The organism is Paenimyroides marinum (assembly GCF_900108395.1).
In the GTDB taxonomy this organism is placed as follows: Bacteria; Bacteroidota; Bacteroidia; order Flavobacteriales; family Flavobacteriaceae; genus Flavobacterium; species Flavobacterium marinum.
The window spans coordinates 1-22,657 of sequence record NZ_FNXE01000034.1 but is presented as its reverse complement, the minus strand read 5'-3'; the positions used below and the strand labels follow the sequence as shown (position 1 = coordinate 22,657).

The 22,657-nt window shown below is 35.1% G+C and carries 18 protein-coding genes and 1 pseudogene; 8 read left to right on the top strand and 11 right to left on the bottom strand.

Going from position 1 to position 22,657, the window contains the following annotated elements:
* Positions 1-121: 121 nt before the first annotated feature.
* Positions 122-415, bottom strand: coding sequence for a GIY-YIG nuclease family protein (locus BLW20_RS11110; protein WP_091100725.1), 294 nt, complete (start codon positions 413-415; stop codon positions 122-124).
* 155 nt (positions 416-570) lie between these two features.
* Positions 571-1,791 carry a BaiN/RdsA family NAD(P)/FAD-dependent oxidoreductase gene (locus tag BLW20_RS11105; protein WP_091100722.1) on the bottom strand — a complete coding sequence of 407 codons (1,221 nt, stop codon included), beginning with the start codon at positions 1,789-1,791 and terminating at the stop codon, positions 571-573.
* 159 nt (positions 1,792-1,950) lie between these two features.
* Here BLW20_RS11105 and BLW20_RS11100 point away from each other — a divergent pair, with 159 nt between their 5' ends.
* Complete coding sequence (locus BLW20_RS11100) at positions 1,951-2,481, top strand: hypothetical protein (protein WP_143037777.1); 531 nt, start codon at positions 1,951-1,953, stop codon at positions 2,479-2,481.
* A gap of 73 nt (positions 2,482-2,554) precedes the next feature.
* Here BLW20_RS11100 and BLW20_RS11095 read toward each other — a convergent pair whose 3' ends face one another.
* From BLW20_RS11095 to BLW20_RS11085, 3 genes are all read right to left on the bottom strand, one after another.
* Positions 2,555-3,457 carry a GYDIA family GHMP kinase gene (locus BLW20_RS11095; RefSeq protein WP_091100717.1) on the bottom strand — a complete coding sequence of 301 codons (903 nt, stop codon included), beginning with the start codon at positions 3,455-3,457 and terminating at the stop codon, positions 2,555-2,557.
* A 185-nt stretch (positions 3,458-3,642) separates the two neighbouring features.
* Positions 3,643-4,962 carry a hydroxymethylglutaryl-CoA reductase, degradative gene (locus BLW20_RS11090; RefSeq protein ID WP_091100758.1) on the bottom strand — a complete coding sequence of 440 codons (1,320 nt, stop codon included), beginning with the start codon at positions 4,960-4,962 and terminating at the stop codon, positions 3,643-3,645.
* Between the two features lie 102 nt (positions 4,963-5,064).
* A complete protein-coding gene (locus BLW20_RS11085; RefSeq protein ID WP_091100713.1) occupies positions 5,065-5,550 on the bottom strand; it encodes a DUF6438 domain-containing protein in 486 nt (161 codons plus the stop codon).
* Positions 5,551-5,648: 98 nt separating this feature from the next.
* Here BLW20_RS11085 and BLW20_RS11080 point away from each other — a divergent pair, with 98 nt between their 5' ends.
* From BLW20_RS11080 to BLW20_RS11060, 5 genes are all read left to right on the top strand, one after another.
* Complete coding sequence (locus BLW20_RS11080) at positions 5,649-7,820, top strand: S9 family peptidase (protein ID WP_091100710.1); 2,172 nt, start codon at positions 5,649-5,651, stop codon at positions 7,818-7,820.
* Between the two features lie 53 nt (positions 7,821-7,873).
* A complete protein-coding gene (locus BLW20_RS11075) occupies positions 7,874-9,466 on the top strand; it encodes a peptide MFS transporter (protein WP_091100706.1) in 1,593 nt (530 codons plus the stop codon).
* Positions 9,467-9,571: 105 nt separating this feature from the next.
* Complete coding sequence (locus tag BLW20_RS11070; protein ID WP_091100702.1) at positions 9,572-11,230, top strand: MFS transporter; 1,659 nt, start codon at positions 9,572-9,574, stop codon at positions 11,228-11,230.
* Between the two features lie 70 nt (positions 11,231-11,300).
* Positions 11,301-13,391: a peptide MFS transporter gene (locus BLW20_RS11065; protein WP_091100698.1), complete on the top strand. Its 2,091-nt coding sequence runs from the start codon at positions 11,301-11,303 to the stop codon at positions 13,389-13,391.
* Positions 13,392-13,468: 77 nt separating this feature from the next.
* The gene (locus BLW20_RS11060; protein WP_091100692.1) at positions 13,469-13,924 is read left to right on the top strand and encodes a thioredoxin family protein; all 456 of its coding nucleotides are present in this window, start codon (positions 13,469-13,471) and stop codon (positions 13,922-13,924) included.
* Here the strand turns inward: BLW20_RS11060 and BLW20_RS11055 are convergent.
* From BLW20_RS11055 to surE, 5 genes are all read right to left on the bottom strand, one after another.
* Complete coding sequence (locus BLW20_RS11055) at positions 13,915-15,888, bottom strand: ComEC/Rec2 family competence protein (RefSeq protein ID WP_177165078.1); 1,974 nt, start codon at positions 15,886-15,888, stop codon at positions 13,915-13,917. The genes BLW20_RS11060 and BLW20_RS11055 overlap by 10 nt on opposite strands.
* A gap of 52 nt (positions 15,889-15,940) precedes the next feature.
* Positions 15,941-16,555, bottom strand: coding sequence for a C40 family peptidase (locus BLW20_RS11050; protein ID WP_091100685.1), 615 nt, complete (start codon positions 16,553-16,555; stop codon positions 15,941-15,943).
* A 101-nt stretch (positions 16,556-16,656) separates the two neighbouring features.
* On the bottom strand, positions 16,657-17,763 hold the full coding sequence (gene lpxB / locus BLW20_RS11045; RefSeq protein WP_091100682.1) for a lipid-A-disaccharide synthase: 1,107 nt from the start codon (positions 17,761-17,763) through the stop codon (positions 16,657-16,659).
* The gene (locus tag BLW20_RS11040) at positions 17,763-18,038 is read right to left on the bottom strand and encodes a hypothetical protein (protein WP_091100678.1); all 276 of its coding nucleotides are present in this window, start codon (positions 18,036-18,038) and stop codon (positions 17,763-17,765) included. Before BLW20_RS11040 ends, lpxB begins: the two co-directional genes overlap by 1 nt.
* Complete coding sequence (gene surE, locus BLW20_RS11035) at positions 18,038-18,805, bottom strand: 5'/3'-nucleotidase SurE (RefSeq protein WP_091100753.1); 768 nt, start codon at positions 18,803-18,805, stop codon at positions 18,038-18,040. The genes BLW20_RS11040 and surE overlap by 1 nt, the downstream gene beginning before the upstream one ends.
* Before the next feature lie 224 nt (positions 18,806-19,029).
* Between surE and BLW20_RS11030 the strand changes: the two genes are divergently transcribed.
* Complete coding sequence (locus BLW20_RS11030) at positions 19,030-21,120, top strand: carboxy terminal-processing peptidase (RefSeq protein WP_245725318.1); 2,091 nt, start codon at positions 19,030-19,032, stop codon at positions 21,118-21,120.
* 37 nt (positions 21,121-21,157) lie between these two features.
* Positions 21,158-22,258, top strand: a complete 1,101-nt coding sequence (locus BLW20_RS11025; protein ID WP_091100672.1) for an ABC transporter permease — start codon at positions 21,158-21,160, stop codon at positions 22,256-22,258.
* 118 nt (positions 22,259-22,376) lie between these two features.
* Here BLW20_RS11025 and BLW20_RS11020 read toward each other — a convergent pair.
* Positions 22,377-22,657 (bottom strand): annotated as a pseudogene (locus BLW20_RS11020) (phage integrase N-terminal SAM-like domain-containing protein); the annotation flags it as partial.

Here is a 22,657-nt window from a genome sequence, read left to right as displayed (position 1 = left end):
ACTCTACCGTCACTTCGAGTAGCGAAATGAAATGGAGCGTATCGAGAAGTTCTCGACAAGCTCGAACTGACGAAAAATGTTGATTTATATTTTTGATGTGATATAAACTTCGTAAAATCATTTAATTTTTATTTTCTTTCTTTGCTAAATTCGGTAAATCTTCAAATCTTCCTTCAATTAAAGCTTTCTTTTTAGCTTGTGACCATTTCTTTATCTGTTTTTCGAAATGAATGGCTTGTTCAATATCCATAAAATTACAAAAATAAACTAACTTCAACGGTCGTCGCTTATAAGTGTATGACTCGTAAAACTTTCCATCTTGATGTTCATCAAATCGTTTGTAAACATCTGCTGTAACACCAGTGTAATAAGTATTATCTGAACAAAGAAGAATATAAACGTATGATGTTTTCATTTAATAATCTTTTTATAAAAGTTCTCGACAAGCTCGAACTGACGTTGTCTATTACTGTTTCGTCACTTCGAGTAGCGAAATAAAATGCAGCGTATCGAGAAGTTCTCGACAAGCTCGAACTGACGGCATGTTAACTTTATTTAAACAACTATCCCTTAATATTTTGCTGCAATGGCATTGGCTGCCAGAAAACCTGTTGTCCAGGCATTTTGAAAATTAAAACCGCCGGTAATGGCATCGATGTTTAAAATTTCGCCGGTAAAATACAAATTATTATGCAATTTGCTTTCCATTGTTTTAAAATTCACTTCTTTTAAATCAATGCCGCCGGCAGTAACAAATTCTTCTTTAAACGTGCTTTTTCCGTTAACGTCAAAGGCACCTTGTGTTAACTGTTCTGCCAATTTGACCAAGTATTTTTTAGAAACATCAGCCCAAGTCATTGTTTCTGAAATGTCGGCTGCTTTGACCAATTGCTGCCACAAACGATGCGTGAGATTATATTGCGGATATTTAAAAATAGTTTTCCTGGGATGTTCCTGTTTGTTTTGCATCAATTCTTCCAAAACCTCATCGAAAACATAGTCGTTTGTCCAGTTAACGATTAACTGAAACTGATAATTTTTATCGAACAATTCCCGTGCTCCCCAAGCTGAAAGTCGTAAAATAGCAGGTCCGCTCATACCCCAATGCGTAATCAATAAGGGGCCGGTAGCTTTTAAATTAGTATCTTTTACTTTTACGGTTACCATTTCTGCCGAAACACCCATTAAATCTTTAATACGATCGTCTTTAATATTAAATGTAAACAACGACGGAACAGGCTTTATAATGGAATGTCCGATTGTTTGCAACAAATCCCAAATTTTGGTATTGCTCCCCGTTGCTACGACCAATTGCTTACACCGAAACGTTTCTTTTGAAGTTGCCAACGACCAAAAATCATCTGTTTTTTGAATAGATTGCACAATGGTTTGGATAATAATTTTAATATCGTACGATGTTGCTTCGCTTAAAAAACAATCGATAATTGTTTGCGAACTGTCTGTTTCAGGAAAAACCCGACCGTCGTCTTCAATTTTTAAAACAACTCCGCGATCTTCAAACCACTGCATTACATCACCCGTACAAAACGTATGAAAAGGTCCTTTTAATTCACGTTCGCCCCGAGGATAAAATTTTGTAAGTACATTAGGCACAAAACAAGCGTGTGTGACATTACAGCGACCTCCGCCGGAAATTTTCACCTTGCTCAGAACCTCTTTTCCGCGTTCTAAAATAGCGATACGCAGATCGGGGCTCTGTTCGGCGAGGTTTATTGCTGTAAAAAAGCCCGACGCACCACCACCAACAACAATTACATCAAAATTGTGCATATATTTCTACAATAAATTTCTACAAAATGTGGATTTTCAGAAGACAATCAAGTGTAAATACTCAATTGTTCTTATTTTTACTTTTGGAACGATTTATGCTAATAAATCCGTATCTTGCAAAGATAACAAATCATATTTCCTAATAAGATGAAATTTATAATGAAATATAAAATACTACTTCTGGCTTTGGGTATGTTAAGCGTGGTTTCATGTAAAACAACTGCCAAGAAAAACAGTGAAAAAGATTCTGATACAAATGATAAAAAAGAACTTGTTAGATCTGACAAAAAAGAAGAAATTTTCTTTACCGAACAAACCAGAAACGATTTCAGGGCGGTGAGCGAAAGTGCTCAACAAAAATTCCTAGAAGCATATAACGCAACAGACAAACAATATTCTATTTTGTTCTTTACACAAGGTTTTAACGGCGAAGATGTTATTGTAAAGAATGATAATTCCACCCTTTACAAAGGCAGTGTTTTAACCAACAAAACAACAGGTTTGGCAAAAAACATGCGCATTGTAAATACCGAAGTTACCAGCATTTATGATAAAGCTACTAAAAAAACGATTTATATAAATACTAATAAGGCAAGTAAGCATAAGTTTGTATATGTAATGAAAGGCAATCCGGACGAAGAGAAACCTTACAAAATCACATACAGTGACAAGTTGAGACCGGAAAAATAACTATTCAATCTAACCAATTTTTTAACAACAAACAAACGAAAAAAGGCATCGATATTAAATATCGGTGTCTTTTTTATAAGATCATTTCCCGATATGGTAAAATAACCGAAAAACCTTTTTCTTTAAAGTAAGTTGTTGGATTTTCTCTACTTGCCACCATCACAAAATCGCCCCCCCAACCACCAAGGCTTTTTACCAATCCGTCAAAATCAGCGAATAACTGTTCCTGAATGGTTGGTGTTTCTAAAATGGTGCTTAATTTTTTTTCGTAGCGTTTAAAGAATGATATAAAAGTTTCCAAATCCTGAATTTTCAATAATTCATCCGTCATTTGTGAAACTTCTTCTATTTCGCTAGTCAGATTTTTTTGTTTTTTTCTGAAATTGGCAATAGCTTCTTTACTGTCGCGTTTTTGGTTTAAATACACAAAGTAAATCTGATCTTTAAAAGAGGGATTAAAAGTAGCTTGCTCAACAATGGGCTGATGATTTTTTACCTGATAAGTTACCGGACTATCATTTTGTGCACAGGCAATATCATAACCGCTACCACCAAACGAGCGTTGCAACAATTCAAAAGCATCAATTTCAAACCATTGTGCAATGTTATTTATTAAGGTTGATGAAGTTCCCAACCCCCAATTTCTGGGAAAAGTCAGTTGGGTTTCTACCACAAAACCTCTGTTTCTTAAAACGTTAGGGTTTATCAAATCTGCCTGATGCAAAATATCAATCAACGTATTCCTAATTTTATCATCGGAAGTTTGATTATTTGCAAGAATGTCGCTGATTAAAAGCTCATCGTTGTACCAAACCGAACCATCGGCATCATAACTTTTCCAGCTTAAGGTTTTGGTTTTAATAGGAAAAACATCTAAGCTTTGACCAAATTTTGTAGGCAACGCAAAGACTTTTGCACCTTCGAGCACATAATATTCGCCTAAAATAAAGAGTTTTCCGTTGCTGTAAAATTTCATTTATAATCTTTTATGAAGTATAAAAATATCGTTTAGTTACGTCACTTCGAGTAAGAATTTTGGAAAAATTCTGTATCGAGAAGTTCTTTAATTTAAGCTCTCGACAAGCTCGAACTGACGAAACTCTAATAACTTCGATAATCTTAAAAAAAATATCTGTACATCTGTGGGGCAATAACTTCCCCTTACTTTCTCCTCAAATTTTCCACAAAATCAACCACTGCTCTGTGCGAAACCGTTTGTTCCTGAAAATGTGCCGCTACTTCTTTCCGTTCATCATCAGTCGCCTGTAATTGATTGAGAATGTTCATCAAGTGCATTTTCATGTGTCCTTGTTGAATTCCTGTAGTGGTCAACGATTTTATTGCTGCAAAATTCTGTGCCAATCCTGCCACGGCAATAATTTCCATCAGTTCATTGGCGTTGGGTTTTCCTAACAATTCCAAAGCGAATTTTACCATTGGATGCAGATTGGTCAATCCCCCCACTGTTCCTAACGCCAACGGTAAATCCATCCAAAAACGGAATTCATCATTCACAATTTCAGCGTGCGAAAGCGATGTGTATTTTCCATTTTTCGCTGCAAATGCGTGCACACCGGCTTCAATTGCTCTGAAATCGTTTCCTGTAGCCAAAACCACTGCATCTACACCGTTCATAATTCCTTTATTGTGCGTTACAGCACGATAGGTTTCAATTTCTGCAATGCGGACTGCCTGCACAAATTTCTCGGCAAATTCCTGCGGGTTCTGGATTTCTTTTGATTTCAAATCTTCTATTTTACACGAAACTTCGGCACGAACCAGACAATTTGGAACATAGTTCGACAAAATAGACATAACAACCTGTAAAGATTCTTTTTCAGCTGCCGTAAATGCTTCATATTCCATCGCTTTTTCACGAAGTACATTGGCAAATTCTTCCAGACAAGAGTTGATAAAATTGGCACCCATGCTGTCGCGGGTATCAAATGTAGCATGTAATTGGTAATAACCAGACAGTTCATTGGTTTTATCAATCAAATCTATTTTTAAAATGCCGCCGCCACGCTTTTCCATATTTCGGGTAATTTCAGCCGTTCGGATTCTAAAAACCGGTTGTAATCCTTCTATAAATGTTACTAATTTTTCTTTAGAACCTTTGAACATAAAATGCACATTCCCAATTTTCTCTGTGGCTAAAACCGTTGCCTTAAAACCACCGCGTTTACTCCAGAATTTTGCCGCATTTGCTGCTGCCGCAACCACTGAGCTTTCTTCAATAACCATTGGAACAGCGAACGTTTTTCCGTTGATGTTAAAATTAGGTGCAACACCCATTGGTAAATAAAAATTGGTAATGGTGTTTTCTATAAACTCATCATGCAGTTTTTGTAATTGTACATCGCTGTTCCAGTATGATTTTAACAGAGAAACAACCGATAAATCGCCTTGAAAATACTGCGACACCAACCATTCTATTTTTTGCTCTTTCGTAAGTTTAGAAAAACCGTTAACGATATTCATTCGGAATTTTTTTTGCAAAGATACGTTTTTTTGGTTTTGTGTTTTGGTTTTGATTTGCCACAGATGCACAGATTTATTTTACCATTTTATAAAACAGAAAAATTAAATCTCGAATTTTTCATTTGTTCTAACTAATTGATCCTTTTCGCATACATCAATTAAAAAAGAAACTATCCCTCTTGTTTTTTCAGAAGGAAACATTGTTTTAATTACTTTAATCTTTCTATTATAATAAATTGAAATTGTTTTTAAAGATCCATCACAACAATGATCTTCAATAGTTTCTTTTTCTTCAAAATCTATATTTCTCAATAGATTCATTAAATACACAAATTCTTTTTCAGAAAGTTTACCAGTAAAATAACCCATTCTGGATATATCCTTTTCAAAATATTCTTCAATATAAAATTCCTCAACAAATAACTTAATCTGTTTATCATTATTTATTTCCAAGTGATAAATGGGACAAGTCCCCAAACACATTTCGGTATGTAAGGTGATTTTTTCAAAAGAAAAATTCGTTTTATTCTGATCACAACCATATATATTTAAAAGCAAAAAAATAAGCAATAAAAGTTTTTTATACATAAATCCAATTTTTCATAAATCTATTAAATTTAAAATTATCAACACAAAAAATAAAAAAAATCCCTAAATTCCCCTTTTTTAATTTTCAGCTTTATTTTATGAAGAAAATTTTACTGCCGCTTACCCTTATTGCAGCACCAATTACAGCAATACACGCGCAACAACAGATAGAAGTTGAACAAATTTGGAACGGAACTTTTAGAACCAATCAGTTAAATGCTTTAAATACGCTGCATACCAAAAACCAGTACAGTGTTTTAGATTACAACAGAAACACCAACTCGTTTACTATTGACGCCTTTGATTTTACTACCTTAGAAAAAGTACAAACGTTATTTAGCAGTGCTGATTTTCCTGAAATTAAAATGATTTCGGATTATTCCATCAATAAAACCGACGATAAAATCTTAATCGCTACAAACTACAATCCCATTTACCGCCATTCGTTTACATCGGTTTATTATTTGTTCGATATCGCATCAAAATCATTGATAAAAATCAGTGAGAATGCGATTCAGGAACCTTTGTTGAACAAAAACGGATCGAAAATAGCTTATGCCTTTGAAAACAATTTGTATGTTTTTGACGTAGCTACCAAAAAAACGACACAGATTACAAAAGACGGAAAGAAAAACAGCATCATTAACGGTATTACCGATTGGGTTTACGAGGAAGAATTTGCTTTTGTTCGCGCGTTTGACTGGAATACCGATGGTACAAAACTGGCTTTTATAAAGTTTGATGAATCGGAAGTTCCTGTTTTTTCAATGGATATATACGGCGAAGAATTGTATCCGCAGCAACAGGTTTTCAAATATCCAAAAGCCGGCGAAAACAATGCTAAAGTAAGCCTTCATTTGTACGATGTTGTTAAAGCAAGCACTCAAAATGTAACGCTTGATACAGAAAAAGATTATTATATTCCAAGGATAAAATTCACCAACAACTCCAATGTTTTAAGCGTTCAAACGCTGAATCGTCATCAAAATCAGTTGAATCTGTTGTTTGTAGATGCCAATTCTGGTAAAACAACCACCATTCTCTCCGAAAAAGACAATGCATATGTTGATGTTACCGATAATTTGACTTTTTTACAAGATAATAGTTTTATCTGGACGAGTGAAAAAGACGGTTACAACCATATTTACCATTACAACAGCGACGGAAGTTTAAACAACAAGGTAACTTCGGGCAATTGGGAAGTAACTGATTATTACGGATACAATCCAGACAATAAAACCATTTATTACCAATCGGTTGAAAACGGCTCTACCAAACGCGATGTGTACAGCATTCAGTTGAACGGAAAAGACAAAAAACAACTTTCGTCTTTAAGCGGAACCAACAGTGCTACATTTAGTCCTGATTTTAAATACTTTATCAACAACCATTCGTCAAGTACCCAAGCACCATCTTATACGTTGGTGGAAACATCGTCAGGTAAAAAGGTCAAAGAAATTTTAAACAACAGTTCTTTAGAAGAAAAATTAAAGAAATTCGACCTGCCTAAAAAAGAATTTACCACCTTTAAAAACGAAATTGGCAACGATTTAAACGGGTACATCATCAAACCTAAAGATTTTAATCCTAAAAAGAAATATCCGGTGTTAATGTATCAATATTCAGGTCCGGGATCACAACAGGTTGCCGATAAATGGTTCGATTCTAACGATTACTGGCATTTTATGCTTTCGAAAAAAGGATACGTTATTGTTTGTGTTGATGGTCGCGGAACAGGGTTTAAAGGAGCAAAATTTAAAAAAGTAACCCAGAAAGAATTGGGTAAATACGAAGTAGAAGATCAAATTTATGTAGCCAAACAGCTGGCAAAAGAATCTTTCGTTGATGCAAACCGAATCGGAATCTGGGGTTGGAGTTTTGGCGGATTTATGAGTAGCAATTGCTTATTTCAAGGAAACGAGGTGTTTAAAACTGCCATTGCCGTAGCACCGGTAACTTCGTGGCGTTTCTATGATTCGGTTTACACAGAGCGTTTTATGACCACTCCGCAGGAAAATGCTTCGGGTTACGATAACAACTCGCCCATTACCCATGCCGACAAACTAAAAGGAAATTTCTTGTTAATTCACGGAACGGCAGATGATAACGTGCACGTGCAAAACAGTATGCTTTTAATCAACAAACTGGTTTCACTAAACAAAAATTTCGACTGGCTGATTTATCCCGATAAAAACCATGGAATTTACGGAGGCAAAACCCGCGAACAATTATATACCAAAATGACGGATTATATTTTAGAAAAATTGTAGTTCAAAAAATTTAACTTATTTTTACGAAATAAAATTACAAAACGCAACATATAATGAATAATTCAAACGATTTAGAATTAACTAAACATCTAGAAAAACAAGGTGCTGATACAAAAACTGTGTTGGGACATCCTGCTTCACTTTTTGTTCTTTTCTTTACGGAAATGTGGGAACGATTCAGCTACTACGGTATGCGAGCATTATTAACACTTTTTTTAGTTAGCACATTAGCCTCAGGCGGTTGGGAATGGACCCGAGAAGATGCGATGACTCTTTACGGGTGGTACACCGGTTTGGTTTATCTTACTCCTCTTATTGGTGGAATGATTGCTGATAAATTAACAGGAGCTAAAAAAGCTATTGTTTGGGGTGCTTTAATTATGACTTTAGGTCATGCATCAATGGCGTTAGAAGGTATTAGTCCGAACTTTTTCTATTTGGGACTTGCGTTAATGATTTTAGGAAATGGAATGTTTAAACCAAATATTTCGTCAATGGTTGGAAACCTATACCCTGATACAAGTGCTAAGAAAGATGCTGGTTATACCATTTTCTACATGGGAATTAACGCTGGGGCATTTTTAGGAATGCTACTATGTGGTTATATAGGTGAAAAGGTAGGATGGCATTATGGTTTTGGTTTAGCAGGTGTGTTTATGTTTTTTGGTATGTTACAGTTCTACTTTGCCCAAAAAGTATTTGGTATAAATGGTGAAAGTCCTAAAAACACTCAAGAATTTCACAATAAAAAAATTGCAAATAACGAAGAGCAAGCTGAAGTTGAAACTCCTTCAAATGTAGTGAGAGACCGATTAATTGTAGTCGCTGTTTTAATGCTGGCAAGTATTGTATTTTTCCTTGCTTTTGAACAAGCTGGTGGTTCCATGTCTATTTTTGCTTTAGATTATACTCAACGAGTATTAGATGGTAACGCAGCAATTACCTTTAAATGGATTGATGCCATTTTAACAATTGTACCAATAGCTATTGTGACAATAGTACTGATAAACTTAGCTAAAAAACTATTTAAAGAATACCCTCTCACTATCATTTTCACAGGAATATCTTTTATAATTATATGGGGATTAGGTCTTTGGAAAGTTTCAAAGGAATTTGGCTCATTGGAAACCGAAGTAGCTGCTTCTTGGTTTCAAATACTTAACTCATTCTTCATTATTACATTAGCATCTGTTTTTAGTAAATTTTGGGAAAAAATTTGGAATCCTTCAGGCCCCATAAAGTTTGCAATAGGACTTATTTTGGTAGGTATAGGTTTTGCTGCCTTAGCTTATGGTGCAAGTTCAATACCTCAAGGCGCAAAAACTGCTTCTGTAAGCATGATTTGGCTAATTATAGCTTATTTCTTTCACACAACAGGTGAATTATGTTTATCTCCTGTAGGACTATCATATGTAAGCAAATTATCTCCGAAAAAATTACTTGGATTACTATTCGGCTTTTGGTTCGGAGCATCAGCAATTGCAAACTTTATTGCAGGTATGCTTGGATCAACAATTGATAAAATCACAACAGAACATTCTATGTCGTATTTCTTTATGATATTTGCTATCATACCAGGTGCAACAGCTTTGATTCTAATTTTACTAAACCCTATATTAAAGAAAAAAATGCACGGCATTAATTAATTGTATATAAAAACATATCTTTAAAAAGCGACTAAAAAGTCGCTTTTTTTGTGCATAATTTTAAATATTTTACTTTATTTGTACGTTTTAAACTTTCTTAAAAATATGTCAGAAAATACAAAACCGTCATTTTTTAAAACGGTAGGATCTTTCAATAAAAATTTCTGGATTGCCAGCTTCATGGAACTAATGGAACGCTGGGCATGGTACGGAATTTATACCCTTTTAGGACTTTATTTAGTAGGATCGACCGATACCGGTGGTTTAGGTTTTGATCACGTGCAAAAAGGAAACATTATGAGTAATGTTGTGGGAATACTCTATTTTCTTCCTTTAGTTTTTGGGGTTATTGCTGATCGTATCGGATATAAACTATCGTTAACCATTGCTTACCTCATCATGATTTCGGGTTACTACCTTTTAGGCGAGGTAAACACGTATTGGAGTGTTTATATGGTTTTCTTGTTGGTGGCTGTAGGTGCGGCGTTTTTTAAACCGGTAGCATCGGCGATTGTGGCACGGAATACCGACGAAACCACAGGAACCATGGGCTTTGGTATTTTTTACATGATGGTTAATATTGGTGGTTTTATTGGTCCGGCAATGTCATCAGGACTGCGAACTACTTACGGTTGGAAAATCATTTTTATTCAGGCAGCCATCGTTATTGGTATCAATTTAATCGTTTTATTGTTATTTTACAAAGAACCAAAGGTTGAAAAACCTAAAAATTCTATAGGAGCAGCAATAAAAGAATCTGTATTAGGCATTTTTGAAGCATTGAAAGACATCCGTTTAGGAATTTTATTGCTGTTAATGATTGGTTTCTGGACCATGTTCAACCAATTATTCAACACCTTACCTAACTTTATCGAAGACTGGGTAAATTCAGCAGTACTAAGTAATTGGTTGAACGAGCACCTTCCTGCATTAGGAAGTTTGTTAACCCAAGACGGACAGGTAAAACCGGAATGGTTTACCAATATCGATTCGTTGATGATTATTCTTTTTCAGATTACTATTTCGTTCTTTGTAATTAAAATGCGTCACATTAATGCCGTTATTCGTGGTGCGGTGATAGCAACCATTGGTATCGGTTTAACTTTTTATTCGGGTAACGTGTGGTTTACTATTATTGGAACCATGATTTTTGCTATCGGAGAAATGATGTCAAGTCCAACCGTATCTTCATTCATTGCCTTAATCACACCAAAAGGAAAAGAAGGTTTGTATCAGGGAACATACTTTTTACCCGTTGCTGCAAGTTATTTTGTAACAAGTATTATTTCGGGAAGTTTATATCAATCTTGGTCAGATAAATTATCGTTACTGAAAAAAGAAATGGCAGGCAGAAACATTGAAATGCCCGAAGTTGTCACTAAAGAGCAGTTTATCGAAGAAGGATCAAAAGCTTTGAATATGTCTATTTCAGCCTTTGAAAAACAATTCAATCTAAAAGCCGAAACAATTGATTGGACTATTGTTAAACAGTCTTTTACAGATTTTGCAACCTCTAAAAGCATAAATATCAGTCAAATACATTTTCCTTTTTCTAAAAACGAATATTTTACCTTGGCAGAACAAAAACTGGGAATGAGCCATTGGGATATGACCAATATGCTTTGGGAAACATACAACCCAAATAAAATTTGGTTTGTAATTGTAGGTATCGGTATATTTTCTATTGTATCGTTAACTATTTACGATCGCCTAATTATCAAACCATTAGAGCGTAAACAAAGAACAACTTCGGTTAAAATTTAATTTGTACAGCTAATAAATTAAATAATTTAACTATCTTTCAACACTTTTAATAAAACAATAAAATTATATAATGGCAACAGAAACAGCTAATCCAGATTTTTTTAAATCCAAAGTTTTAGGTCATCCTTCCGGATTGTTTGTACTATTCTTTACTGAAATGTGGGAACGATTCTCGTTCTACGGAATGAGGGTTTTATTAATTCAATTTTTAACAGCTACAGTTATTGGTTTAAATCCAGGTTGGGAATGGTCTATTGAAAAAGCAACAGCCTTATATGGAACCTACGCAATGCTATTGTACATTACTCCTATTTTTGGCGGAGTTATTGCCGATAAATATATAGGTTATCGATGGGCAGTTGTGATTGGTGCAATCATCATGACACTGGGTCACGCCTTTATGGCTTTTGACACACCGGTATTTTTATATTTAGGATTGGCATGTCTGGTTATTGGGACCGGCTTCTTTAAACCAAATATGACCTCTATTTTATCAGAAATGTACAAATCATTTCCAGAAAAGAAAGATGGAGCTTATACCATTTTTTATATGGGAGTTAACGCTGGTGCATTTTTTGGAATGATGTTATGTGGGTTCTTAGCAGAAAAAGTTGGATGGCACTGGGGTTTTGGTTTAGCCGGAATCTTTATGTTATTAGGTACATTACAATTTTGGTTAGCTAAACCATTATTTGGACATATTGGAGAAGTTCCTTCAAAAACAGGAAACCAAATTACATCTGATGATGAGACTCCTAAATATGAACCTGGAGAAAAACCAAATCCTTTCTCCGTTTTAGATCAAATCTTAATTGTAATTATGACACTTTTAGGATTAGGATATGCATTCAATGATCCTTTAAGTGCAATTGGAGGAATTAACTTATTTCACTTCTCTATTGGAGGTTTATCAGGGCAAAATGTGGTTATTCTAATTGCATTATTTTTGTTTTTCTTTGTTGTCATTCGTCGTTTAGCAAATTACACAAAAGTAGTCCGCGACCGTATGATTGCTGTAATTATCTTTGCTTTCTTTGTAATTTTCTTCTGGATGTCTTTTGAGCAAGGAGCTACCTCATTGGTCATTTTTGCCCGTGATAATACAGAACGTAATTTAGTTGGGAGTGCCGCTATGGCTTTCAATATTTTCAATACCTTATTAACAGTTGTTCCATTATTGTTCATTTCTTATGTATTGATTTTATTAGCAAAACAAACATTTAAAAAAGCAGCTTTATCTAATGTTGTTTTAGCGTTTACATTCTTAGGAATTTGGGCTGCTGCAATTTGGATGTTAAATTATAACTGGACTTCTCACTCTTACGATGTTTCATACAAAGCTATCAAAACTGCTAAAATAGATGATGCAGGAAAAACCGTTTTAGACGATAAAGGGCAACCAATCTTTAATTTAGAACCTGTTACAGCTTCTTATTTAGTAAAACCTACCGATGTAATTGTTGATAATATAATTAATATAGCTTCTCAAGATGCTTTAACACAAGGAGCTGATATTAATATTCATAAAGAAGGAGACAAATTTGTATTAGTTTCACCAGAAAGTTTAGCAAAATTAGATGCTGAATATAAAAATCAAAACAAACCATCAGAGGTTGTTCCTGCTAAAGTTGCAGAGATTAAAGATAGTCAAGTAGAAATTACCGTTTCGTGGTTTTCTACATTAAACTCATTCTTTATTATTGCTTTGGCATCATTAGTTTCTCGTGTTTGGGATTCAAAATATAATCCTTCAGCAGCTGTAAAATACGGATTAGGATTAATCATCATGGCAATCGGATTCGGATTCTTAGCGTTCGGTTCTTACGGAATTTCAGAAGGTGTTCGCGTATCAATTATTTGGTTAGTATTAGCTTATTTATTCCACACATTAGGAGAGCTTTGTTTATCACCAGTCGGGCTCTCGTATGTATCAAAATTAGTTCCAGCACGCATGATTGCCTTTATGTTTGGTATGTGGTATTTGGCAATTGCAATTGGCAACAAATTGGCTGCTATTTTAGGCGGGCAAATTGATAATATAACAAAAGAGTATTCTTTATCAACATTCTTCTTAATCTTTACCATTGTACCAATTGTAGCAGGTTTATTAGTAATGATGCTGAACCCTGTTCTTAAAAAATTAATGCACGGCGTAAAATAAAGGCACACTTTTTGAAAAAATGCAATCCGGTAGTTTTTACTATCGGATTTTTTTATATTTACATAAATTATTAAACCATGAAAAAAAGTATTGTATTTGTATTATTTGCCTTAGTTTCTGTTGTTAGTCAGGCACAGGAAATTAAATGGATGACCATGAAAGATGCCGTAGCAGCACAAAAAAAGAATAAAAAACCTATTTTTATTGATGCTTACACCGTGTGGTGCGGACCTTGTAAAATGTTAGACAAAAACACATTTTCGGACGCAAAAGTTGCTAAAGTAATCAATGAAAAGTATAATGCCGTAAAATTCAATGCGGAAGGTAACGAGGAAATTCAGTTTAACGGAAAATTATATACCAACCCAAATTATCAGGAAGCCCGTAAAAATGCAAGAAATACCATGCACCAATTTACTGAATTTTTAAGAGTACCGGGATACCCAACAATGGTTGTGATTAATTCAGAAGGAAAAATAGAAAAATCAATTATTGGCTACAACACACCCGAAGACTTATTGCCTCAATTATAATTTATCACAAAGCTTCCCTTACTTTTCATATCATAGTAAGGGATTTTTCTTTGATCAAAATACGCCTTATACTCTTCAGTTAAATAGTGGTAATTACTGTTGTGCAGAATAATTAATTTGGGTTGTACATTTTTTATCAAACGTTCCAGATTCAGTTCAGGATTTTGACACAAAATAACATAATCAAACGACTTTTTGGGGTACACCGACAAGCTGTCAATAATCAACCAACTTTCATTATTCAGTGTAAATGCATGTTTCAAAGAATCAACCAATTTCCTTTTTACATGGGTTTGCAAGATATAATTTTGAATACTTGTCTTGGTAAATCCATTTGCAATTCCTAACTGATGTACTTGATTTTTCTCTCGATTTAATAAAACCACTTCTTTTGTATCGCTCATCACAATAATTTCCTGTTTATTTTTATTTCTTATTGCTTGATGAATCGTGATTAGTTGAAACATAACAATCGACCCAACACAAAGAAATACGGTTTCGATTTTTTTCTTTTTTAAAAACCAAAAAATACTGAAAATTAAGAGCAAAGCTGTAATTGTTTGTCCGAAACTCAAGTGATAATCCATTGTTTTAATCGGAAAATAATCAGATAACCTCGTCAACGTATCAAAACAAAAAGTACTGATGTAATCTAAAACCGGAGTAAAAAACACTGCAATTGGTAACGAAATCAAACTTAAAACCATTTGAACAAACCAACCGATCAATAAAACAGATGTTAACGGAATGGCAATGATATTCCCTGTTAAAAACAGCAACGGAATTTGCTTGAAATAATAAATACTCAACGGCAACACGCCTAATTGCGCGACCAATGATACACCAACCAACTGACCAAAATAGTTTAGAATCCAATTTTTAAAAGTAAAATACCTTTGAATAACCGGATAACAATAAACAATTGAAAACACTGCCAGATAACTTAACTGAAAACCAACATCGAACAAATAATTAGGTTCCACAAGCAAAATAAGCAACATACTGCCCACCAACAAATTAATAGTGTGAACCCTGCGACCGGTTAAAGTGCCTACCATCGTCATAAGACACATTAATGCTGCACGAACCACCGACCCTGAAAAACCTGCCATTAAACTAAAAATCAAAAGAAAAACAATTAACACGATTGTAATTGCATTTTTAGGAATACGCAAATGTTTTAAAACGTAAGATATGGTAGAAAACAGCAACACCACGTGCATACCCGATACAGCCAGTACGTGCAATATGCCGAAATCTTTAAATTGCTGTTGGATATCGTCCTGCAAATTGGTTTTGATTCCGAAAAGTAACGCTTCAATAAACCCTTTTGTTTCATTTGAATAACCCAAACCTGAGAATTGTTCCACCAAATCATTTCTAAAATGAATGATCCTGCTGTTTAATGAAGGTTGTTCGGCTATTTTTATTGGGGAATTAACGGAATGAATCTGATAGTGGATGTGCTTATTCTGAAGGTATTTTTTGTAGTTAAAATCATACAGATTTTTGGGTTCAGGAATTTCTTTAATCGTTCCTGTAAGCTTATAAACCGCTCCTACCATTGGCAACGAATCTTTATTTGAGAAAGAAACCAAAACGCTGGGTTGCCGGTCATTTGACAGCAAATCGGCATAAACTCTGTACGAATAGGCATTTGATTTTAAAACTTCGGTAACTTTTAGGGTAAATTCTTGCTTTGTTAGATCATTAATGATTCCATGCTGGTTTTTAAAATGGTGAATTAAAGATCCTAATGATGCAAATGCAACACAAACAGTTATTAAGGTAAACAGATTGCGTTTGGAATGGAAGCCATTTTTTCTTTGAATATAAAGGAAAAACAGTACCAACAACGATAAAATAAAGGCAACTAAAACCGTAAGAAAAGGCAGCCTTAAATGCAGGCTAAAAAAAATCCCACTAACATAAAAAAATGTAATGGGATAAATTGGATATTTCATTACCTTTTTCATAAAACTAAAGGTAAGAAATTTTTGAATATTAAATAACTAACTATAATACTTGTCTGTCATAAACGCGGTTTACCTGTACAAACCCTCTACTGTAATAAGGCTCTGAAGTCGAATTTATGGAAACACCTTTTGAAGTTGCCGAATGGATGAATTTAAGATCATCTCCATCTACTTCAATTACAATGCCTACGTGATTTATTACTCTTGAACCACCGTTTTTAAAGAAAATTAAATCTCCCGGTTTAGCCTCGCTCTTAGAGACACGTTCGCCTCGTGACGCCATTTCTCTGGAAGTTCTTGGAAGTTCAATACTAAATTGATGAAAAGCAGTTTTAACAAATCCGGAACAATCCATACCTGAACGCGACATTCCGCCCCATTGGTAACGAATTCCCCGATAGTCATTAGCCACGTTAAGCAACTGTTCAGTTAAATAACAATACTTTGTTTTTTCGGTTTTCTTTGAAGTTTTGTTATCTAGTTCATCATCAATTGCATTCATTGTTTTATTAATGTTTGCAAGTGTAGCTTCTTCTTTTGCTTTCTGCGATGTGGTTGTCACAGTAGTAACTTTTCTAGTTGCCGTTTGAGCAGTTACCTCTGTGCTTAAACATACAGTAAACAAAGTTACCAACGTTAAAGCTAAATTTTTCATTAATTAATATTTTGATATAGAATTTATAATCTTTGCTTGGTTAATCACAAATATAGGTTTTTTAATTTTCTCAAGGTTATTAAAATTATCTTAAAGTTTTCTTAAAAAGACCTCAAAATGTTGACAACTCGTTCGCTTGCACCGCCTCCGCCTAACTTTTCACTTAATTCACGGTACTTTACAAACATTTCATCCCGATAATTTTTGTTAATAACTTTATCAAATTCTTTTTTAATGTTGGTGGTGTTGCATTCGTTTTGAATAAGCTCGGTCACAATAGGTTCATCCATAATTAAATTTACCAGTGAAATATATTTTAAATTGATGATTCGCCTGGCAATTTGATAAGATATCTCATTTCCCTTATAAACCACTACTTGCGGCACGTTGAACAAGGCTGTTTCTAACGTAGCCGTTCCCGAAGTTACAATTGCCGCATAAGCGTTATTCAATAAGTTATACGTATCGTTGAGTATTAATTTTACATTTTCCTGCTTGATAAATGGCTGATAAAAAGCAGCGTTTAAACTTGGTGCACCGGCAATAACGAACTGAAATTGGGGGTAATCGTTTACAATACGAAGCATTTCTGTCAGCAGCCGAGAGATTTCCTGTTTGCGGCTTCCGGGCAATAAAGCAATAATAGGGCGATCGTCTAACTGATGCTTTTCATTAAAATTCCCCGATTGATTTTTCTTAAATTCCTCTATTTCGTCTAACAACGGATGCCCCACGTAATGTACCGGATACTGATGTTTTTTTTCATAAAAATCTTTTTCAAACGGAAGGATCACATACATTTGGTTTACATCGCGTTTTATGGCTTTTATCCTGCCTTCTTTCCACGCCCAGATTTGTGGCGATATGTAATAATGGGTATCAAAGCCCTGCTGTTTCGCCCATTTGGCAATACGCATATTAAAACCCGGGTAATCAATAAAAATAATCACATCGGGATTAAAAGCTTTAATATCCTTTTTACAAAATTCAATATTTTTTAAAATGGTTCTTAAATTGGTAATTACTTCGGCAAATCCCATAAATGCCAAATCTTTATAATGTTTTACTAACGTTCCTCCAACCTGCTGCATTAAATCGCCTCCCCAAAAACGCACTTCGGCATCGGGTTCGGTCTTAAAAAGGACTTTTAGTAAATTGGCTCCGTGCAAATCGCCCGAAGCTTCACCGGCAATAATGTAGTATCTCATCAACCAAAAATAATGTACAAACCAATTAATATAAACGAAAAAATAACTCCGCGGGCACTGTAATAATTGTCACGGTTCAGGAACAAATAAAACAAACCAATATTTGGAATAGCACCTATAGAAAATGCTTTAGAAGCTACATCGTTATAAACAAAAATAGCCCAGCCCGTTAAGGGATTTATTCCGGTAAACAATTTAAAAAGCACACAGCCCACAATAAACGAAACAAGCAATGCGCAGAATGTTCCCAATAAAAATTTCAAAAATTTACTCATTATAATTCCCAGGTGTTAAGTTGTTGCATGGCATGGTACGCCGTTAAATCGTACTGCACAGGCACTACTGAGATGTATCCGTTTGCCAGTGCCCATTCATCGGTATCTTCGCCTTTATCGTGATTTACAAAAGTTCCGGTTAACCAGTAATATTTTTTTCCGTGCGGATTGGTACGTTCGTCAAATTTTTCAACCCACGTGGCATTTGCCTGTCTGCAAACTTTAATTCCTTTTAGTTCTTTTTCTTCCAGTTTGGGAAAATTAACATTTAAAACCACACCTTCCGGCAATCCGTGTTTCAGGGTTTGCTGCGTAATTTGTTTCACAAACTTTTTTATAGGCTCAAAATCGGCATTCCAGCTAAAGTCGCCCAAAGAAAAACCAATGGCAGGTATACCGCTCATTCCGGCTTCTACAGCTGCAGACATGGTTCCTGAATAAATAACATTTGATGCCGAATTAAATCCGTGATTGATGCCCGAAACACAAATATCGGGCTTTGCTTTGATGATCTGGTCAATCGCAATCTTTACACAATCTACCGGCGTTCCCGAACAGGCAAATTCCTTAACATCGCTTTTATCAATATGTACTTGTTCCAAAAACAAGGTGTTGTTTACGGTAATTGCATGCCCCATTGCCGATTGCGGACTGTCTGGTGCCACGACAATTACCTGCCCTATTTCTTTCATAATGCTAATTAAAGTACGAATTCCCGGTGCTGTGATACCGTCATCATTCGTTACTAAAATCAATGGTTTTTTCATCTGTTTTTTTATTTGCTTTTTTAAACGTCTGACCAAATAATCCGGCAAACCTCTGTTTTAAAAAATTTATCCTTGTAAAAATAGTAATTTTAATTGAACCTTACTTTAAAATAGCGTACCGCTTAAAACAGTTAACAAAATTTTATTTAAGCTTTAATAGTTTTTAAATACAAATTTTATTTACTTTAGTTGAAAATTTATTGATGACTGCTATTTGGCAATTTATGAAGAGAAATTATAAAGTAATATTACTTGTGGTGGCACTTGCCGCTGCATTGTGGAGTTTTATCCCATCAAAAAAATCAAACGATCCAAATCCGGAAAAAGAAGCTTTTTTAATGGGAGTTTTAAATTTGGTTTTACAAAATGCACATTATCATCCGGTTGAATTAAACGATGATTTTTCTGAAAAAGTATTTACCAATTATCTAAAAATAATAGATGGAAACAAACGCTATTTGCTACAAACCGATATTGACGGATTGAACAAATACAAAACCGAACTGGATGATGAATTTAAAAACCAACAAATAGGGTTCTTTAATGAAAGTTATTCTGTGTTTACAGCCCGATTAAAAGAAGCAAAAACGTATTATAAAGACATCCTGGAAAATCCTATTGATTTTTCGGTTAAAGAATCCATTAATACCGATTACGAAAAACAACCTTGGGCAAAGTCTAAAGAAGAACTGAGAGAACGTTGGCGCAAACAACTAAAATTAAGCGTTTTATCAGGCATTGAAGACAAATTAAAGTTGCAGGAAAACGATACCTTAAACAAAGAACCTAAAAAGCCGTTTGCCGAATTAGAGAAAGAATCACGTGAAACCGCTTTAAAATCTTTGAATGAATTTTTTGAGTTTTTTGAAGAAATTTCGCGCGACGAGTGGTTATCGGTTTATGTGAACACTTTGTTAGAACAATTTGATCCGCACACCAACTATTTTGCTCCGGACGACAAACAAAAATTCGACGAAAGCATGTCGGGTTCTATGGAAGGGATTGGTGCACAGCTTCGCAAAAAGGATAGCAATGTAGAAATTACCGAAATTATTCCGGGCGGTCCTGCCATGAAACAAGGCGAATTAGAAAATGGCGACGTTATCTTAAAAGTAGCTCAGGGCGACGAACAACCTGTTGATGTTGCCGGTATGCGTTTAGAGAAAGTTGTGAAAATGATCAAAGGCAAAAAAGGAACTACCGTGAAACTGACCGTGAAAAAAGTAGATGGCTCTGTAAAAGTAATTTCTATTGTTCGCGATGAATTTGAGATTGAAGATACTTTTGCCAAATCGTCGGTTATTGAAACCCCGCAAGGTACATACGGAATCATTCATTTACCTAAGTTCTACATTAATTTTGAAAACAAAAAAAACCGAGATGCCTTTAAAGATGTTGCGAAAGAAATTGAACATCTGAAAGAACAAAACGTTGAAGGAATTGTGATGGATTTACGCAACAATGGTGGTGGTTCATTACAAACGGTTGTAAATATGGTGGGCTTGTTTATTCCGCAAGGACCGGTGGTTCAGGTAAAAACAAAATCCGGTTCAAATGATGTGCTGTACGACCGCGACAACAAAATTCAGTGGTCCGGACCGTTGGTTGTTTTAATTAACAATTATTCAGCATCGGCTTCTGAAATTTTTGCAGCAGCCATTCAGGATTACAATCGTGGACTGGTTTTAGGTTCGAAACATTCTTACGGAAAGGGAACCGTTCAAAATTTAATCGACCTGAACCGTTTTGGCAATAAAGAAATTGGCGATTTGGGTGCCATGAAATTCACCACTCAGAAATTCTATCGTGTAAATGGCGGGTCCACCCAGTTAAAAGGTGTTGAAAGCGATATTGTTTTACCGGATCGCTTCCTGTATATCGACACAGGCGAACGTGATAACGACAATGCCATGCAGTGGGACAAAATTGCCAAAGCCCGTTACACCACCTTTGATTTTAATTTTGCGCCAATTATCGAAAAAAGCAAACAACGCGTTGCTGCCAATAACGAATTTAAACTGTTAGACGAAAGTGCACAATGGGTGAAAGAACAAAAAGACGACAATTCTTTCCCTTTACAGTACGAAGAGTATATTGCACGGTCAAAACAACTGGAAGAGCAATCGAAAAAATTTAATGTGCTAAAAAAATACAAAAACAGTTTAACTTTTAAATCGTTGCCAGGCGAAGAAGCATTGATTAAAAACGATACCGTGCAGCAAAACAAACGCAACCGCTGGTTTAAAAGCTTAAACAACGACATGTATGTGAATGAAGCGGTCAATGTTTTAAAGGATTTAAAAGCAATTAATTAAATTTGAGATTTAAAAAATTGGACTAAAAAATAAAAAAGTGTTTAAAAAATTTGTTTCGGCAAATAAAAAAGCGCTCCAAAAGTTTAAACAGAATTCTTGGGGCGTTTTTTCATTAGTCTTTATCGTTATTTTAAGTATCATTGCTTTGTTTGCTTACGTTATTGCACCAGACAATACCGTAAATGCGAACAACGGCGACATAGCTATAAGCACTCAGAAACCTGGTTTTACAGTCAAAACAATTAATATTCCGTTAGAAAACAAGAAAATTTCCTTGGTGGATTATTTTACGGGAAAACAAATAAAAGAAGAATTTATCCCCATTTTAAACTACCGTTTTAAGGGCGATACACTTTATTATCAGGAATTTTCGGTCGATGCTTCCACAGCTCAGACAAAATATCTTTTAACAGATGTTTTTCCAACCCAAAATTCCAGTGAAATTGAACAGCAGTTTATTAAAACTAAAAAATACTGGTTAGGTACTGATACCCAAGGCCGCGATTATTTAAGCCGGTTAATTGTAGGTGCCCGCGTATCGTTAGCCATTGGTTTTGTTGCTGTTTTTATTTCTTTGATTATCGGCATTTCATTGGGGGCTCTTGCCGGATATTATGGTGGCACAATTGATGCGTTTATTCTTTGGTTGATCAACGTGATATGGTCTATCCCTACCCTGCTTTTGGTAATTGCCATTACGTTGGCATTAGGCAAAGGATTCTGGCAGGTCTTTATCGCCGTGGGACTAACCATGTGGGTAGAAGTTGCCCGAGTGGTACGCGGACAGGTACTAAGTGTTAAACAAATGCAGTATGTAACCGCTGCACGGGCTTTGGGCTTTTCAGATTCGCGGATTATTTTTAAGCACATTATTCCCAATATTATGGCTCCGGTTATTGTGATTTCTGCCGCCAATTTTGCCTCGGCAATTTTAGTAGAAAGCGGCTTAAGCTTTTTAGGTTTAGGAGCACAGGTTCCGGTACCCAGCTGGGGAGGCATGATTAAAGAACACTACAACTATATTATTTTAGGAAAACCACATTTGGCATTAATTCCCGGTTTGGCAATGAGCCTGGTGGTTGTTTCTTTTATGATGATTGGCAACGCGTTGCGTGATGCACTGGATGTAAAAAATTGATATTGAATTGAAACGGTATCATTTAACCTCTAAAAGTTGTATTTTCTTATCCATTTTATCTAAAAAAATCAAGAAAGTTATACGCAACAACCACAAAACATTCATAAAACAAACCATTTTAGACGGTTATACGACTATGAATTTGGTTTTCGGAAAGTTTCAGTTCTCTAAAACAATACAGGAAATAGCTTTGCAGCCTTTCGGGTGAAAGCTTCTGTACAGGAAAATCTTTAAGCACGTACAGCAGTTGGGCAAACTCAATGGAATAGGTGCGAATGGTGTTTGGGGAAAAGCCTTTAAGCGTAAGTATGTTTTGATATTTTTGAAATTCGGGCAAATTGGCAGCGGATATTTTGCACAGCACCTCTTTTCCTACAATGTCGGGCTCAATGCCACAAA

Bases quoted from the DNA above. Each gene is read 5' to 3' on its own strand.
- BLW20_RS11110 (WP_091100725.1), bottom strand. From the start codon at position 415: ATGAAAACATCATACGTTTATATTCTTCTTTGTTCAGATAATACTTAT.
- BLW20_RS11105 (WP_091100722.1), bottom strand. From the start codon at position 1,791: ATGCACAATTTTGATGTAATTGTTGTTGGTGGTGGTGCGTCGGGCTTT.
- BLW20_RS11100 (WP_143037777.1), top strand. From the start codon at position 1,951: ATGAAATATAAAATACTACTTCTGGCTTTGGGTATGTTAAGCGTGGTT.
- BLW20_RS11095 (WP_091100717.1), bottom strand. From the start codon at position 3,457: ATGAAATTTTACAGCAACGGAAAACTCTTTATTTTAGGCGAATATTAT.
- BLW20_RS11090 (WP_091100758.1), bottom strand. From the start codon at position 4,962: ATGAATATCGTTAACGGTTTTTCTAAACTTACGAAAGAGCAAAAAATA.
- BLW20_RS11085 (WP_091100713.1), bottom strand. From the start codon at position 5,550: ATGTATAAAAAACTTTTATTGCTTATTTTTTTGCTTTTAAATATATAT.
- BLW20_RS11080 (WP_091100710.1), top strand. From the start codon at position 5,649: ATGAAGAAAATTTTACTGCCGCTTACCCTTATTGCAGCACCAATTACA.
- BLW20_RS11075 (WP_091100706.1), top strand. From the start codon at position 7,874: ATGAATAATTCAAACGATTTAGAATTAACTAAACATCTAGAAAAACAA.
- BLW20_RS11070 (WP_091100702.1), top strand. From the start codon at position 9,572: ATGTCAGAAAATACAAAACCGTCATTTTTTAAAACGGTAGGATCTTTC.
- BLW20_RS11065 (WP_091100698.1), top strand. From the start codon at position 11,301: ATGGCAACAGAAACAGCTAATCCAGATTTTTTTAAATCCAAAGTTTTA.
- BLW20_RS11060 (WP_091100692.1), top strand. From the start codon at position 13,469: ATGAAAAAAAGTATTGTATTTGTATTATTTGCCTTAGTTTCTGTTGTT.
- BLW20_RS11055 (WP_177165078.1), bottom strand. From the start codon at position 15,888: ATGAAATATCCAATTTATCCCATTACATTTTTTTATGTTAGTGGGATT.
- BLW20_RS11050 (WP_091100685.1), bottom strand. From the start codon at position 16,555: ATGAAAAATTTAGCTTTAACGTTGGTAACTTTGTTTACTGTATGTTTA.
- lpxB (WP_091100682.1), bottom strand. From the start codon at position 17,763: ATGAGATACTACATTATTGCCGGTGAAGCTTCGGGCGATTTGCACGGA.
- BLW20_RS11040 (WP_091100678.1), bottom strand. From the start codon at position 18,038: ATGAGTAAATTTTTGAAATTTTTATTGGGAACATTCTGCGCATTGCTT.
- surE (WP_091100753.1), bottom strand. From the start codon at position 18,805: ATGAAAAAACCATTGATTTTAGTAACGAATGATGACGGTATCACAGCA.
- BLW20_RS11030 (WP_245725318.1), top strand. From the start codon at position 19,030: ATGAAGAGAAATTATAAAGTAATATTACTTGTGGTGGCACTTGCCGCT.